This is a genomic window from Corynebacterium bovis DSM 20582 = CIP 54.80 (assembly GCF_030408615.1).
Classification (GTDB): domain Bacteria; phylum Actinomycetota; class Actinomycetes; order Mycobacteriales; family Mycobacteriaceae; genus Corynebacterium; species Corynebacterium bovis.
The window spans coordinates 845,677-861,463 of sequence record NZ_CP047187.1; the positions used below are offsets into that span (position 1 = coordinate 845,677).

The 15,787-nt window shown below is 73.2% G+C and carries 10 protein-coding genes and 1 tRNA gene; 4 read left to right on the forward strand and 7 right to left on the reverse strand.

Features of this window, described 5'->3' with window-relative positions:
* Nucleotides 1–25: 25 nt before the first annotated feature.
* Complete coding sequence (locus CBOVI_RS03305) at nt 26–1,195, forward strand: DUF5808 domain-containing protein (RefSeq protein ID WP_010272804.1); 1,170 nt, start codon at nt 26–28, stop codon at nt 1,193–1,195.
* Between the two features lie 9 nt (nt 1,196–1,204).
* On the opposite strand, the gene CBOVI_RS03310 is transcribed toward CBOVI_RS03305, so the two are convergent.
* Nucleotides 1,205–2,989, reverse strand: coding sequence for a dihydroxyacetone kinase family protein (locus CBOVI_RS03310; protein ID WP_083826104.1), 1,785 nt, complete (start codon nt 2,987–2,989; stop codon nt 1,205–1,207).
* A gap of 299 nt (nt 2,990–3,288) precedes the next feature.
* Here CBOVI_RS03310 and CBOVI_RS03315 point away from each other — a divergent pair, with 299 nt between their 5' ends.
* Nucleotides 3,289–4,416 (forward strand): glycerol dehydrogenase, encoded by a 1,128-nt coding sequence (locus CBOVI_RS03315; RefSeq protein WP_010272808.1) that lies wholly within the window; start codon nt 3,289–3,291, stop codon nt 4,414–4,416.
* A gap of 186 nt (nt 4,417–4,602) precedes the next feature.
* On the opposite strand, the gene pth is transcribed toward CBOVI_RS03315, so the two are convergent.
* The 5 genes from pth to CBOVI_RS03340 all read right to left on the reverse strand — a co-directional run bounded on the left by pth (nt 4,603) and on the right by CBOVI_RS03340 (nt 9,654).
* Complete coding sequence (pth, locus tag CBOVI_RS03320; RefSeq protein WP_010272810.1) at nt 4,603–5,259, reverse strand: aminoacyl-tRNA hydrolase; 657 nt, start codon at nt 5,257–5,259, stop codon at nt 4,603–4,605.
* A gap of 234 nt (nt 5,260–5,493) precedes the next feature.
* Nucleotides 5,494–6,159 (reverse strand): 50S ribosomal protein L25/general stress protein Ctc, encoded by a 666-nt coding sequence (locus tag CBOVI_RS03325; RefSeq protein WP_010272812.1) that lies wholly within the window; start codon nt 6,157–6,159, stop codon nt 5,494–5,496.
* Nucleotides 6,160–6,497: 338 nt separating this feature from the next.
* Nucleotides 6,498–7,469 (reverse strand): ribose-phosphate diphosphokinase, encoded by a 972-nt coding sequence (locus CBOVI_RS03330; RefSeq protein WP_010272816.1) that lies wholly within the window; start codon nt 7,467–7,469, stop codon nt 6,498–6,500.
* Between the two features lie 184 nt (nt 7,470–7,653).
* Nucleotides 7,654–9,315 carry a bifunctional UDP-N-acetylglucosamine diphosphorylase/glucosamine-1-phosphate N-acetyltransferase GlmU gene (glmU, locus tag CBOVI_RS03335; RefSeq protein WP_276528015.1) on the reverse strand — a complete coding sequence of 554 codons (1,662 nt, stop codon included), beginning with the start codon at nt 9,313–9,315 and terminating at the stop codon, nt 7,654–7,656.
* Nucleotides 9,316–9,582: 267 nt separating this feature from the next.
* Nucleotides 9,583–9,654 (reverse strand) — tRNA-Gln (locus CBOVI_RS03340).
* Nucleotides 9,655–9,824: 170 nt separating this feature from the next.
* On the opposite strand from CBOVI_RS03340, the gene mfd reads away from it, so the two are divergent.
* Nucleotides 9,825–13,613: a transcription-repair coupling factor gene (gene mfd / locus CBOVI_RS03345; RefSeq protein WP_010268743.1), complete on the forward strand. Its 3,789-nt coding sequence runs from the start codon at nt 9,825–9,827 to the stop codon at nt 13,611–13,613.
* Between the two features lie 30 nt (nt 13,614–13,643).
* Nucleotides 13,644–14,900 (forward strand): MazG nucleotide pyrophosphohydrolase domain-containing protein, encoded by a 1,257-nt coding sequence (locus CBOVI_RS03350; RefSeq protein ID WP_183273655.1) that lies wholly within the window; start codon nt 13,644–13,646, stop codon nt 14,898–14,900.
* Nucleotides 14,901–14,912: 12 nt separating this feature from the next.
* On the opposite strand, the gene CBOVI_RS03355 is transcribed toward CBOVI_RS03350, so the two are convergent.
* On the reverse strand, nt 14,913–15,779 hold the full coding sequence (locus CBOVI_RS03355) for a metal ABC transporter permease (protein ID WP_125187195.1): 867 nt from the start codon (nt 15,777–15,779) through the stop codon (nt 14,913–14,915).
* Nucleotides 15,780–15,787: the final 8 nt, after the last annotated feature.

Below are 15,787 nucleotides of genomic sequence, written 5' to 3' on the forward strand. Positions count from 1 at the left end.
GAACGACACACGAAGGAGAACTCTCATGAACGTCCTGTCCGCGATGACCGCTGTCGCCGGCGTCCTCCCGATCGGGGTGGTGATGTGGCTGCTCCCCACCCTCTCTCAGCCGACCGTGCCACTCGGGGTGTCCGTCCCCGCCGCGCGCGCCGACGACCCCGCGGTGCGGTCCGCGACCGGGCGGTACCGGCAGCGGGTCCTCACCGCCACGGCGGTGGCGGTGGTCTGCGTGTTCCTGCTGGCCGTCCCCGACGGCGAGGTGTGGTCGTGGCTCACCCCGCTCGTCCCGACCCTCGGGTTGATCGCCGTGGGGACCGCGGCCTGGCTCGCCGGACGCGCGCAGCTCCGGCGGGTGCGGGACCGCGATGACTGGTACGGCGATGTCAGAACCGGGGTGGTCGGCTCCGTCGTCGGTGGCGCGGGCAGCTCGGTGACCCGCATCGTCACCCCCGGGGTCCCGTGGATCTGGTACGTCGCGTCGTTGGCGGTGACCGTGGCGGCGACGGTCACGCTGGCCGGGCGGTGGGGCTCGATCCCGGAGACGGTCGTCACGCACCTCGACAGGTTCGGGCGGCCCGACGGGTGGGGGTCCCGGTCGATCGGTGACGTCTTCCTCGCCCAGTGGTTCGCGCTGGGTGTCACGGTCGTGATGATCGGGGTCGCTGTCGCGCTGTCGCGGATCGACGTCCGGGCCCGGTCCGCCGTGAGCGCGCCCGCCCGCGCCCGCACGGCTGTGTCACTCTCGGTGGTGCAGGAGGGGCTCGCGGTCCTCACGCTCCTCCTGTCGCTCGGGTTCGCCGCCGTCGGGCTGACCACGGCCCTCCCCGAACTGCAGGCGTGGACGACCGCGGCGGTCGCCCTGATGACGGTGGGGTCGGTGGTCGCGGTGCTGGGAATGCTGGTGGCGGTCGTCGTCCGGGTGCGGACGGTGGACGACGCCGCCCGCCGCGGCGCCGTCGCGGACGCCGGGGTGCGCACGCCGGGTGGTGACGTCGTCGAACCCCTCGACCACGGGGCGTACTACAAGGCCGGGATGATCTACCACAACCCCGACGACCCGGCGGTGTTCGTGGACAGGCGGCACGGGGTCGGTGTGACGGTGAACACCGCGACGTGGCAGGGCAAGGCCCTCCTCGCGGCGCTGGTGGCGCTGGTCGTGGTCGTGGTCGCGGTGGTGCTCGCGGCCGCGGTGTGACCGGGGCCGCTACGACGTGAAGTCGCTGACCTTCCCGGACCCGCCGAAGATCCACGCCACGACGATCGCGCCCGGGTCGACGACGCCCTTCGACGCATCGCCCAGGTAGGACGCGCGGCCCTTCTTGGCGACCATCTCGCGGGTCGACAGCGCGCCCTTCTCCGCGGCGGAGTACCCGGCGGCGAGCGCACCCTCCATGTCGTCGGGCGCGTTCTTCGCGGCACCGTTGACGGCCTCGGCGGCGGGGATGAGCGCGTCGACGAGCGTGTTGTCGCCCTGCTTCGCCCCGCCGAGCTCGGTGATCGCCTCGTGCGCGCGGGTGAGGCCGGTGGCCAGGCGCTGCGCGGGCGTGGCGTCGGCGTCGGCGGTGTCGCCGCGCATGGCGGCGGCGAGCTCGCGGAAGAGGGTGCCGAGCACGGCGCCGGACGTGCCGCCGGCGCGGATGAACAGCCGGTGGGAGAGGGCCTGGAGGACCTCGGCGTCGTCACCCTTGACCGGCACGGACACCTCGCCGAAGGCGGCGTCCATGTTCGTGCCGAAGTCGCCGTCGCCGGCGAGGCGGTCGAGCTCGGTGAGGTCGTCGGTCGCCCCCTTGACGCGCTCGACGACGCCGCTCAGCCACTCGTTCGTGCCCCCGGAGGTGGGCATGTCGTCGTCGAAGCTCATCGACGCCGGCGCGTACTCCGCCTCGGTGCCGAGGACGCGCGGCCACGCGGGGGCGTCCGTCGTCGCGTCGAGAAGGTCGACGACCTCGTCGGTGGCCCGGGTGAGGGTGAGGGACACCCCGGCCATGTTCACGGACGTCACGAGGGTGCCGACGATGCCCCGGCGCACGGTGATCCCGTGGTCGGCGAGCCACCGCAGCGCGGACCCGTAGACGAGGCTGAGCTCGAGCGGCGTCGTGCCGCCGAGGCCGTTGACGAGGCAGATGACCTCGTCGCGGCTGCCGGTGCCGGCCGCGCCCTCGGCGGTGCCGATCGCGAGGGCCTCCGTGACGGCGCTGAGGAGCCGGTCGACGATCGTGTCGGCCCGGGCGACGCCCTCACGGGAGACGCCGCGTTCGCCGTGGATGCCCACGCCGACCTCCATGGCGCCCTCGTTGAGGTCGAAGGTGTCGCGGCCGCTGGTGGGCAGGTGGCCGGGGGCGAGGGCGACGGCCATGCTGCGGGAGTTGTCGGCGACCCACTGGCCGATCCGGGCGACGTCGTCGAGGGAGTCGCCGCGGTGGGCGGCGGCCCCGGCGACCTTCTCGACGATGATCGTCGCGCCGGTGCCGCGGCGGCCGGGCCCCTCGCTGTCCCCGTCGTCGCCGGTCGCGTCGTCGGCGTGGACGGCCGGGTCGGTGGCGACGTCGTCGTCGACGAGGACGACGCGGGTGTCGACGTCCTCGACCGCCTGGCGGGCGACGGTGAAGTTCATGACGTCACCGGTGTAGTTCTTCACGACGTGGAGCACGCCGGCGCCCTGGTCGGCCCACCGGGTGGCCTCGGTGATCTGCACCGCGTTCGGGGAGGTGAACATGAGGCCCGGGCACACGGCCGAGAGCATGCCCGCCCCGAGGAAGCCGGCGTGCATCGGCTCGTGGCCGGAGCCTCCGCCGGAGATGACGGACACGGCCGGGTCGCCTGCGAGCGTGACGACGGGGGACCGGCGGGCGATGAACCCGCTGTCGTGCCACTCCGCGTCGGGGTGCGAGGCGACGAACCCGCCGAGGGCCTCGGGGAGGAAGTCCGCCGGGTCGTTGCGGAACGATCGGATGGGCTGTCGGGTGCTGTGCGCGTCTTCGGTCGGCATGTCGCCGAGGGTAGTGCACCGGAGGAGTGTGCGGAACTCCGGCACGCACGTAATAGTTTGCGGGGGACGACGCTGCCTCCCCGACTCGGGGGGAGCGGGCGCGTGGACGTGAACGACGCCACACCGCGCAGGAGCAGCGTACGTGACGTAGGTATTTGCGTTATCACATCCGTGCCATGTACAGCGGGACTGCTGCCGTCGTCGTCGCCTAGGCTGGACCCCGTGGCGGCCGGACCCGACCCGGGCCCACCGCCGCCGCCAGTCCCGCAGACACCAATGGACCAATGGAAGGACCCCCGATGTCCAACACCATCCCCACCGTCGACAAGATGTACACGAGCCCGGCACGGTACGTGCAGGGCGTCGACCTCATCGACCGCGCCGCCTCCTACCTCAAGCCGCTCGGGTCGACCCCGCTCATCATCGCCGACGAGGTCGTGTGGGGCATCGCCGGTGAGAAGCTCCAGGAGTCCCTGAAGAAGGACGGCATGGAGGCGAGCCACGAGATCTTCGCCGGCGAGGCCTCGATGAACGAGATCGACCGCATCACCGGCATCGCCAAGGAGTCCGGCTCCGACGTCATCATCGGCCTCGGCGGTGGCAAGACGATCGACACCGCCCGCGCGGTCGCCGACCACTCCGGCCACCCGGTCGCCATCTTCCCGACGGCCGTCTCCGCCGACGCCCCGACCGCCCGCGTGTCCGTCATCTACACCGACGACGGCGTCTTCGACTCCTACCTCTTCTACAACCGCAACCCGGAGCTCGTCGCCATCGACACCCGTGTCATCGCGAACGCCCCGGTGCGCACCCTCCGGTCCGGCATCGGCGACGCCCTCGCGACGTCCGTCGAGGCCCGCGCCGTCAACCGCGCGAACTCCCGCCGCATGGACGACACGGCCCGCCCGACGCTCGCCGGCCTCGCCCTCGCCGAGAAGTGCGAGGAGACCCTCTTCGCGTACGCCCACCAGGCGCTCCGCGACAACGAGGAGCACATCGTCAGCCACGCGCTGGAGAACATCTGCGAGGCGAATACCCTCCTGTCCGGCCTGGGCTTCGAGAACGGCGGCCTCGCCGCCGTCCACGCGATCCACAACGGCTTCACCGCCCTCGACGGGGACATCCACCACATGACCCACGGCGAGAAGGTCGCCTTCGGCATCGGCGTGCAGCTCATGCTCGAGGGCGCCCCGGAGGAGGAGGCGGACCGCTACATCGGCTTCCTCCAGTCCGTGGGCCTGCCGACGACCCTCGAGGAGATCCACCTCAAGGACGCCTCCGACGAGGACCTCATGAAGATCGCGGAGCTCGCCTGCTCCGAGGGTGAGACCCTCAAGCAGATGCCGGGGCAGTACACCCCGGGCGACGTCGTCGAGGCCATCAAGGCCGCCGACGCCTACGCCCGCGCCCTGCACGCGCGCTCCTAGGTCGCTGCCGGGTCGCTCCGGGACCGCTCCCGGCAGGATCCGGGACCGCTCCCGGGTGACCGCCGCGGGGCGACGGCCGGGAGAGCCGGGGGGGGGAGCCTCCGGCCCTGGTCAGGGGGCTGTCCAGGGCGCTGCCGAGGGGGACGTTCAGGGGCTGCCCAGGGGGGACACGTTCAGGGGAGGAACTCAGTGCCGCGCGTGGATCTCGTTCTGCGCGGCCTCCACGCCGCGGGTGACGACGAGCCGCACGGCGTCCGCGGCGTCGGCCACCGTGACCGGGAGGTCGTCGAGCTCCGCCCGGGTGAAGGGCTTGAGCACGTACGCCGCCGGGTCCATGCGCCCCGGGGGCCGGCCGATGCCGACGCGCACCCGCACGTAGTCGCGGGTGCCCAGGGCCTGGGTCGTCGACTTCAGGCCGTTGTGCCCGTTCTCCCCGCCGCCGAGTTTCACCCGCACGACGCCGGGGTCGAGGTCGAGCTCGTCGTGGACGACGACGACCTGCGCCGGTGGCACCCGGAAGAACGACGCCAACGCCCCCACGGCCCCGCCCGAGAGGTTCATGTAGCCCCGGCTGCGGGCGAGGACCACGGGGACCCCGTCCCCGGCGGACGCGGCGGACCCGGCGGCCCGCCCGGACGCGGACGCGGTCACCCGCGTCTCACAGATGAGACTGTTGGTCCGCTTGTGCTGCTTGAGGGAGCCGGGCACGGGCAGGATGTCGCCGAGGATCTCGTCGACGACCATGTACCCGACGTTGTGCCGCGTCGCCGCGTACTTCTCACCCGGGTTCCCCAGCCCGACGATGAGCCACGGGCGGTCCCCGCCGGGGGCTGACTGTGCCACTGTGTGTTCCCTTTCCCTCGTCTCGCCTCGTCGTCCCGCGTCGTCCCCGGCCAGGGGCCCCGCGGCCACGGTCCGCGGACCGGCCGGGTCACCGGGGCGTCCCGTCGAGCACCGGAACCCATCCTGCCACAGGCCCCGGACACCGCCCCCGCAGACGGGGACACCCCGGCCCCGACCGTCGGCTGACGGTGGGACCGGGGTGCGCCCGGGTGGGGGAGTGACCCCGACGGTGTCCTAGGACTCGTCGGACTCGGGGGCCTCGGTGGCCTCCGGCTCCTCCGGGTCGGCCGGGGCGGACTCGACCTCGCCGTCCTCGCCGAGGGCCTCCTCGGTGTCCTCCGGGAGCTCCTCCTCCTGCGGCTCGACGATGTTGACGATGAGCGTCTCCGGGTCGGAGACGAGGGTGCAGTTGCCCGGCATCTGCAGGTCGGAGGCGACGATCTGGTCGCCGATCTCCTTGCCCTCGATGGAGACGACGATCTCCTCGGGGATGTTGAGGACGTCGGCCTCGACGGTGACGACGTCGGCGTCCTGGGTGACGAGCGCGCCCGGGGCGGCCTCACCGGTGGTGACGACCGGCACGTCGACCTCGACCTTCTCGCCGCGCTTCACGGAGAGGAGGTCGGCGTGGTCGACGTCCATCGTGAGGACGTTCTGGTCGACGGCCTTGATCATCGCGAGGTGCTTCTCGCCCTCGACCTCGACCTCGACGACGGCGTTCGCGCCCTGGTGGCGGAGAATGCTGTGGAACTCGAGGATGTTGAGGCTGACGTGGATCGGCTCGTGGAACGATCCGTAGATGACGGCCGGGATGCGGAAGTCACGGCGCAGGCGACGTGCGGCGCCCTTGCCGAACTCGGTGCGAGGCTGTGCCTGGAGCACGGTGATGTCGTGAGCCACGGTGCAACTCCTTCAGTGTTGTCGGGATGAGCGGGGTACGGCCATAAAAAAGGCCGCGGTTCTCGCGGCGGTGGGCGTCCCACGTCGTCCCTGCCCCTCATGACGGACATGAAGGAGACCAGGCCGATGGAACTGATGCGCGCCGATAACGGTCAGCAGGTGCCGACCCTCGCCGAGACAGGGGGCACGTTACCAGGGTGGGGGAGCCGCCCGGAAATCCGGTGCCCCCCGGCGCGGGCCTGGTGCGGGCGCGGCCCCCGGATGCGACCTCCCGGCGCGGCGGGTGGCGCGGGCCCCGACCTGTCACGGGGACGGGGACGGGGACGGGGCCGGCCGTGCTACTCGAACAGCGTCGTGACGGAGCCGTTCTCGAAGATCTCGTGGATCGTCTTCGCCAGCAGCGGGGCGATGGACAGCACCGTGAGGTTGTCCCAGCCCTCGGTGGACTGCGGGAGCGTGTCCGTCGTGATGACCTCCCGGGCACCGCAGGCCGTCAGGCGCTCGCGGGCCGGGTCGGAGAACACGCCGTGCGTGGTGGCGATGATGACGTCGCCCGCACCGGCCTCCCGGAGCACCCGGACGGCGCCGGCGATCGTGCCGCCGGTGTCGATCATGTCGTCGAGGAGCACGCACGTGCGGCCGTTGACGTCACCGACGACCCGGTTGGCCTTGACCTGGTTGGCGACGTCGATGTCGCGGGTCTTGTGGATGAACGCCAGCGGGGCGCCGCCGAGGACGTACGCCCACTTCTCGGCGACCTTCACCCGGCCGGCGTCGGGGGAGACGACGCAGATGTTGTCGAGGTCGTACTTGTCCTTGACGTAGTCCGTGAGGATCGGCATGGCGTGCATGTGGTCGACCGGGCCGTCGAAGAAGCCCTGGATCTGGTCGGTGTGGAGGTCCACCGAGACGATGCGGTCCGCGCCGGCGGCCTTGAGCAGGTCGGCGATGAGGCGGGCGGAGATCGGCTCACGCCCGCGGTGCTTCTTGTCCTGCCGGGCGTAGGGGTAGAACGGCAGGACGGCGGTGATGCGCTTGGCGGACCCGCGCTTGAGCGCGTCGATCATGATGAGCTGTTCCATGACCCACTTGTTCAGCGGCTGCGGGTGGGACTGCAGCACGAAGGCGTCGGAGCCGCGGACGGATTCCTCGAAGCGGACGAAGATCTCGCCGTTGGCGAAGTCACGCGCGGTCGTCGGTGTCACCTCGATCCCCAGTTCCTTGGCCACGGCGTCACCCAGGGCGGGGTGAGCGCGACCGGAGAACAGCATGAGGTTCTTCTGGTTGTCGATCCAATGCGTGGTGGACACGTGTAGGGCCCTTCCGGCTATGCGTGCAGTTGCGGTCTTCGGTGGGGTCGCGCCGCCACGTCGCCGCCGTGGACCGGGGTGCAGCCCGGCGTCGGCGGGTGGCGACCGGGGACCATGTTATGCGCCGCAGCGGTTCCCCGACAAAGAGCAGGGGACCCCGCGCACGGCGGGCGGCGCCGGCCGGTCAGCGGTCGCCGGCCGCCGTGTCGTCGTCGCCGGGCGTGCCGGCGGCCGGGTCGTCGTCGCCGGTACCGGCTCCGGCACCGTCCCCCCGGGCGGCGAGCGCGGCCGCGGCGGCCTCGGCCGGGGGCGTGCCCGGGCGGCGGCGCTGCACCCACCCCTCGATGGTGCGCTGCCGGCCCCCGGACACGGCGAGCGCCCCCGGCGGGACGTCGTCCTTGATGACCGTCCCGGCCCCGGAGTACGCGCCGTCGCCGACGGTGACGGGGGCGATGAACATCGTGTCCGACCCGGTGCGGACGTGGTTGCCGACGGTCGTGTGGTGCTTGGTCACGCCGTCGTAGTTGACGAAGACGCTCGACGCCCCGATGTTCGAGTACTCGCCGATCGTCGCGTCGCCGACGTAGGTGAGGTGCGGGACCTTCGACCCGCGCCCGATCTCGGCGTTCTTCGTCTCGACGAACCCGCCGAGCTTGCCCTCGTCGTGGAGGACCGTGCCGGGCCGCAGGTACGTGTAGGGGCCGACCTGCGCGCGCTCGCCGATCCGGGCGCCGTGCGCGTGGACCCGCACGACACTGGAGTCCGCGCCGACGGTGACGTCGAGCAGCGTCGTGTCCGGGCCGATCTCGCACCGGTCACCGACGGTCGTCGACCCCCGCAACTGGGTGCCGGGGTGGACGGTGACGTCCTGCCCGACGGTGACGTCGACGTCGATCCACGTCGTCGCGGGGTCGACGACGGTCGCCCCGCCCCGCATGACGGCCTCGACCGTGCGCCGGTTGAGCTCCGCCCCGGCCGAGGCGAGCTGCACCCGGTCGTTGACCCCGGCGAGTTCCCGGTGGTCGTCCGCCCGGTGCGCGCGGACGGGGTGGCCGTCGCCGCGGGCGATCGCGAGCACGTCGGTGAGGTACAGCTCGCCCTGCGCGTTGTCCGTGCGCAGCCGGCCCAGCGCGGCGCGGAGGAGCGTCGCGTCGAAGGCGAAGACGCCGGAGTTGACCTCGTCGACCTCGCGCTGCTCCGGCGTGGCGTCCTTCTCCTCGACGATGGCGGTGACCTCGCCCTCGACGTTGCGGATGATGCGGCCGTAGCCCGTCGGGTCCGGGATGCGGGTGGTGAGGACGGTCACCGCGGTGGGGATCGCGGTGTGCGCCCGGTGGAGGTCGGCGAGGGTCTCCGACGTGAGCAGCGGCACGTCGGCGTTCGTGACGATGACGGTGCCCTCGAAGCCCTCGAGGGCGGTCATGCCGCACTGCACCGCGTGGCCCGTGCCGTTCTGCTCCTCCTGGACGGCGACGGCGACCGGGCAGGCGAGGGTGCCGGCGACGGCGTGCACGGCGGGTTCAACCTGGTCACGGCCGTGGCCGACGACCGCGACGACGGTCTCCGGGTGCAGGCCCGCCGCGGCGTGGAGGCTGTGGGACAGCAGGCTCCGCCCGCCGATCTCGTGGAGCGTCTTCTGGGTGGCGGACCTCATGCGGGTGCCGGCACCGGCGGCGAGGACGACGACCGCGACCGGGCCGGGCGGGGTGTCCGTCGGGTCCGTCGGGTCCGGGGCCCCCGGGGTCGCCGGGGAGGTCGGGGTGGTCGCTGCGGTGCCTGCGGTGGTGCCGGGACCGTCCGTCCGGGTGGTCTCGGGGTCGCCGGTGCTGTCGGTGCTGCTGGTCACGGGTTACTGCTCTTTTCTTCTCGACGCTGTCGTGGACGCGGTGGCCCGGGACACGGCTCCGGGGTCCGGCCCGGACGCCGCGCCCTGCCGGGCGGGCCGCCGCCGGTCCGGCCGTTCCCGACCACTCTAATCCCCGTCGCGGATTCCCCGGCGGTGGTGACCCGCCCCGCGCGTCCCGGCCGCCGCGCCCGGCCGGCGGCCTGTCACGGTCCCCGCGCCGGCCCCCGCCGCGACCCCGCCGCAACCTCGCGTGCCCCCGTGCGTGAGCTCCCCCACCAGGACTCGAACCTGGAATGACGGTACCAAAAACCGGAGTGTTGCCAATTACACCATGGGGGACCGCGGAGCCCGGGGCGTCGAGCCCCGTCCCGGCGGCGCCGGACGGGTCCGGGCGCGGCGGGCGGTTCCGCGCGGGACACATTACCTCACCCCGTGACCCCGGCCGACCCCCGTCGCCCGGCGGTCACCCCGCCGGGTCACCGTCCGGCCCGTCGTTAGACTGTGCACCCATGAGCTCCGCCAGCCCCTCACGCACCCCGGGACCGCAGACCCCGGACCCGCAGACCCCGTCCGCCCCGGCCGACCCCGGTCCGGCCGCGCCCCCGCTGTCCGGGGTCCTCGCCGCGGCGGCGAAGGACACGAAGCTCCGCGGCCTCGTCACGCACGTCGGGGAGAGCCGGCTGGCGCTCCGCGGCCCGGACGGCGTCGGACCCTTCGCCCTGGGGGTGCTGGCGCAGCACGCCCCGGTGCTCGTCGTCACGGCGACCGGGCGGCAGGCGGAGGACCTCACCGCCGAGCTGCGGTCGATGCTCGGGGACACGGTGGACATGTTCCCCTCGTGGGAGACCCTGCCGCACGAGAAGCTGTCGCCCGGCGTGGAGACCGTGTCCCGGCGGATGCGGGTCCTGCGGCGGCTCGCCGGCGCGCGGTCCGGCGCGGCGGCGGGGCCGCGGGTCGTCGTCGCCCCCACGCGGTCGGTCGTGCAGCCGGTCATGGAGGGCCTCGGCGACGTCGAACCGGTGCACCTCGCCGAGGGGGCGGAGGTCGACTTCGCGGGGCTGCGGGAGCGCCTCGTCGAGATCGGGTACACGCACGTCGACGTCGTCGGGAAGCGGGGCGAGTTCGCCACCCGCGGCGGGATCATCGACGTCTTCCCCGGCACCGCGGAGATGCCGGTGCGCGTCGACTTCTGGGGCGACGAGGTCAGCGAGATCCGCGTGTTCTCCGTCGGGGACCAGCGGACGGTGCCGGACGTCACGCCGGGGACCGTCGACATCTACCCGTGCCGGGAACTGCTGCTCGGCGAGGACGTCGCCCGCCGCGCCGGGGAGCTCGCGCGGGAGCACGCGGGCAACCCGGAGCTCGCGGACATGCTCCACGCGATCAGCCAGCGGCAGGCGGTCCAGGGCATGGAGTCCCTCATCCCGGTGCTGTTCCGGGGGCGGATGGTGACGCTGCCGGAACTCATGCCGGAGGGCACGCACACCGTCGTCGTCGCGCCGGCGGCCGTGGCGCGCCGGGCGGAGGACCTGCGGGCGACCGGGGCGGAGTTCCTCCGCGCCGGGTGGGAGGTCGCCGCGATGGGAGGGTCGGCGCCGGTCGACGTCGCCGCCCTCGACGCGGACGGGGAGAACGTCGACACGTCGGCGTACCGCACGGTCGACGCGCTCCGGGCGACCCAGGACCGGCTCGGCCGCCCGTGGTGGACCCTGTCGCCGACCGGCGTGTCCGACGCGGAGGAGGGCTTCGACGCCGAGGCCCTCGAACTGGACTACGCTCCGGCGCCCCGGCCGCACGGCGACCTCGAGGCCATCGGGGCGATGATGGGGACGGTCCGGGAGCGGGTCGCCGCCGGCGGGCGCGTCGCCTACGTCGCGCCGACGCCGACGGTGGTGGCGCGCATGTACCGCCGGTTCGCCGAGGCGGGGATCCCGGTCGAGGTTGTCGACGTCGACCTCAGCGGGCTGCGCGGGGAGGGCCGTCACCGCCACGCGCGGGGCACCGCCGCGGACGCCCCGGCGGCGGGGACGGTGAGCCTGTACCGGGCGGTCGTCCACGCGGGCCTGGACTTCCCCCGCCGCGGCGAGGACGGTGACCTGCTCGTCATCACGGAGACGGACGTCACGGGCAACCGGGTGGACGCGCAGGCCACGGGGCGGAAGCGTCCCGCGCGCAAGCGGAACCGCGTCGACCCCCTCGACCTCAGCCCGGGCGACCTCGTCGTCCACGACTCGCACGGCATCGGCCGGTTCGTCCGGATGACCGAGCGGACGGTCGGCAAGGGGCCGGACGCCTCCCGCCGGGAGTACCTCGTCCTCGAGTACGCGCCGTCGAAGCGGGGCGGGCCGGGCGACCAGCTCTACGTGCCGATGGACCAGCTCGACATGCTGTCGCGGTACGTCGGCGGGGAGAAGCCCGCGCTGTCGAAGATGGGTGGGGCGGACTGGAAGAACGCCAAGCGCAAGGCCCGGGGCGCGGTGCGGGAGATCGCCGGCGAACTCGTCCAGCTCTACGCGGCGCGGCAGGCGGCCCCCGGGTACGCCTTCGCCCCGGACAGCCCGTGGCAGCGGCAGATGGAGGAGGCCTTCCCGTTCACCGAGACGGAGGACCAGTACAACGCCATCGAGGCGGTGAAGGCCGACATGGAGAAGCCGGTGCCGATGGACCGGGTCATCGTCGGTGACGTCGGCTACGGCAAGACCGAGGTCGCGGTGCGGGCGGCGTTCAAGGCCGTGCAGTCGGGGAAGCAGGTCGCCGTCCTTGCGCCGACGACGCTGCTGGCCCAGCAGCACTTCCGCACGTTCACCGAGCGGATGCAGGACTTCCCGACGACGATCCGGGAGCTGTCCCGGTTCACGACCCCGGCGGAGTCGAAGGAGGTCATCCGCGGGCTCGCGGACGGCACGGTCGACATCGTCATCGGCACCCACCGGCTGCTCCAGACGGGGGTGAGCTGGAAGAACCTGGGGCTCGTCGTCGTCGACGAGGAGCAGCGCTTCGGCGTCGAGCACAAGGAGCACATCACGTCGCTGCGGACGCACGTCGACGTCCTCACGATGTCCGCGACGCCCATCCCGCGCACCCTGGAGATGTCGATGGCCGGCATCCGGGAGATGTCGACGATCCTCACCCCGCCGGAGGACCGCCACCCGGTGCTCACCTACGTCGGGCCGAAGGACGACCGGCACGTCGCCGCGGCGATCCGGCGCGAGCTGCTCCGCGACGGCCAGGTCTTCTACGTGCACAACAAGGTGCGCACGATCGAGGACACCGCCGCGTCCCTGCGGGAACTCGTCCCGGAGGCCCGGGTGGTCGTCGCCCACGGCCAGATGAGTGAGGAGCAGCTCGAGACGACGGTCCAGGGGTTCTGGGACCGGGAGTTCGACGTCCTCGTGTGCACGACGATCGTCGAGACCGGTCTGGACATCGCCAACGCGAACACCCTCATCGTCGAGAACGCTCACCACATGGGCCTGTCCCAGCTGCACCAGCTGCGGGGTCGGGTGGGGCGGTCCCGTGAGCGCGGGTACGCCTACTTCCTCTACCCGAAGGGGGAGACGCTGACGGAGACGTCCTACGACCGGTTGACGACCATCGCGGAGAACAACGACCTCGGCGCGGGCATGGCCGTGGCGATGAAGGACCTCGAGATGCGCGGTGCCGGCAACGTCCTCGGCGCGGAGCAGTCGGGGCACATCGCCGGCGTCGGCTTCGACCTGTACGTCCGCCTCGTCGGCGAGGCGGTGGAGGCGTTCCGGGCCCTCGCCGACGGCGAGCCCGTCGACGGGACGGAGGACGAGAAGAAGGAGATCCGCATCGACCTGCCCGTCGACGCGCACATCCCGGTGGAGTACGTCGCGAGTGAACGGCTCCGCCTGGAGGCGTACCGGAAGCTCGCCGAGGCGGAGGACGACGACGCCGTGGAGCAGGTCATGGCCGAGCTGCGGGACCGGTACGGCGAGCCGCCGGAGCAGGTGCACCGGCTGACGGTCATCGCCCGGTTGCGGATGCTGTGCCGGGACCTCGGGGTCCACGAGCTCGTCGCGACGGGGTCGAAGATCAGCGTGAGCCCGGTGGACCTGCAGGATTCGGGGCAGGTGCGGCTCAAGCGGCTGTTCCCCGCCGGGGTGTACCGGGCGACGACGAAGGTCGTGCTCGTCCCGGCGCCGCGGAAGGGGCAGGGGATGCGGGTGGTGCCGTTGCGGGACGACGAGCTGGTCCAGTGGTGCGCGGACATGCTCACGGACCTCGCGGGGCTGCCGCGACGGCAGGTCGCGGGGGCTCCCGCCGACCGGTGACGCGGGGGGCCACCGGGTAGACTGCCTCCCATGTCTGTCGTTCTGCTCGATCCCCGGTTCCCCGCGATGATCCCCGTCGACGCCGTGCAGCTCCTCGGCGGCGACGTCTCCTACACGGAGGAGGTCCCGGTCCGGGTGCGGTGGATCATCGCCGATCTCGGCGGCCACACGGTCGAGGAGTCCGACGTCCTCGTGACGACGGATCTCGAGCACGAACTCGTCGAGGAGCGCCTGGAGCGGGGCGACGACCTCGTCACGGCCCCGTCGCTGCTCGTCCACCTGGAGCCGGACTGGGAGCTCGAGGCCCCGGCGGGGTCGTCCGACCCGGTGACGGTGTCCGGGGGCGGGGTCGTCGACGGCCAGATCGTCGGCACGGACGAGCACACGGTCGCCGTCGCCGGGCTGCGGCGGACGACGCGCACGGACGTCCCGGCGTCCGTCATGGACGAGATCGAGGACGCGGTGGCGCTCATGGCCCGGGCGCTCCGGCAGGGGGAGTGGGAGCAGTCGATGTCCCACGGTGACCTCGTCCGTCACCTCCGGGAGGAGACGGAGGAGTTCGCCGAGGTCGTCGCCCTGTGGGAGGCTGCGGCGGGGGACGACGCCGCCCCGCGCGGTGAGCACGGCGGGCAGGTGCGCGTCGACCGGTGGCTCGAGCAGGAGCTCTGCACGGAACTGGCGGACGTCCTGCTCCAGGTGCTGTTCCACGCGGAGATCGCGAACCGGCGCGGCGCCTTCGACATCGGCCATGTCGCGGGGGCGTTCGTCGCGAAGCTGCGGTCGCGGGCACCGTACCTGTTCGAGGACGTCGAGCGCCCCGTCACCGCGGCGGAGCAGAACGACCTGTGGGCGCGGGGGAAGGAGCGGGAGGCGCGCGAGCGGGCGTCCCGCGCCGGTGGCCTCGGGGTCGACGGCGACGACGGGGAGCCGGGGGCCGCCGCGGCCGCCCGCGACGCCCTGCGGGAGCAGGTCGGGGTCGACGGCGACCGGGAGGAGTCGGCGCTCGCGGCCGCGGAGCAGGTCATCCGCGAGGCGCGCGGCCTCGGGCTCAGTGACGGGGACATCCCCGGGGAGATCCGCTTCCCGGCGGTGGGCTTCGAGCGGGACCGCGTCGGTGACGCGGACCGGCGGCTCGTCGCGGCGGTCGAGGAGTTCCGCACGGTGCTCCGGGACCGGGCGGGGAGCGCGGCGGACACGGCCGGCACCACCGGCGCACACGGCACCACCGGCACCGAGGGCACACCCGGCCCGGCCGGTACAGCGGGCACCGCCGGCGCGGGGAGCTGAGCGGCCGCCCGCTCAGGCCGGGTCGGGGACCCCGCCGGAGGCGGCCGGGACCGCCGCCCCCGGCCGGCGCGCGGCCCGTCGCCGGCGCCGCACGGCGGTGGGGACCAGCCCCTCGCGCGGGCCGAGGGTCCACACGACGGTGAACACCGCCGCCTGGACGAGGACGATCGTCCCGCCCGTCGAGACGTCGAGCCGGAAACTCAGCCATATCCCGGCGACGGAACTCACCCACGCCACGAGCGGCGCGATGACGAGCATCCGCCCGATCCGCTGCGTGAGCAGGTAGGCCGTCGCGCCGGGGGTGATGAGCATGGCGACGACGAGGATGACGCCCACTGCCTGCATCGACGCGACGACGACGAGCGCGAGGGCGAGGAGCACCGTCCACCGGACGGCCCCCGTGCGGACGCCGACGGACCGCGCATGGGCGGCGTCGAACGCCCAGAGGGTGATGTCCCGCCGCCGCAGGAGCATGACGACGAGCGCGACACCCCCGAACACCGCGACCTGCACGACGGCCGCGCGGGAGCTGCCGAGCAGGTTGCCGAAGAGGATCTCCTGGAGGTTCGTCCCGGAGGGGGTGACGGACACGAGGACGAGGCCGAGGGCGAACAGCGCGGTGAAGACGATGCCGATCGACGTGTCGCCGCGCAGCGTCGTCCGCTCCCGCACCGTCCCGACGAGCCCGACGGCGACGACCGCGGCGACGAGCGCGCCCACGGCGAAGGGCACGCCGACGATGTAGGCGACGACGACCCCCGGCAGCACCGCGTGCGACACCGCGTCGCCGAGCAGCGCCCAGCCGATGAGGATCAGCCAGCACGACAGGACCCCGGCGACGACGGCGGTGACGGACGCGACGAGCAGGGCCCGCTGCATGAAGCCGA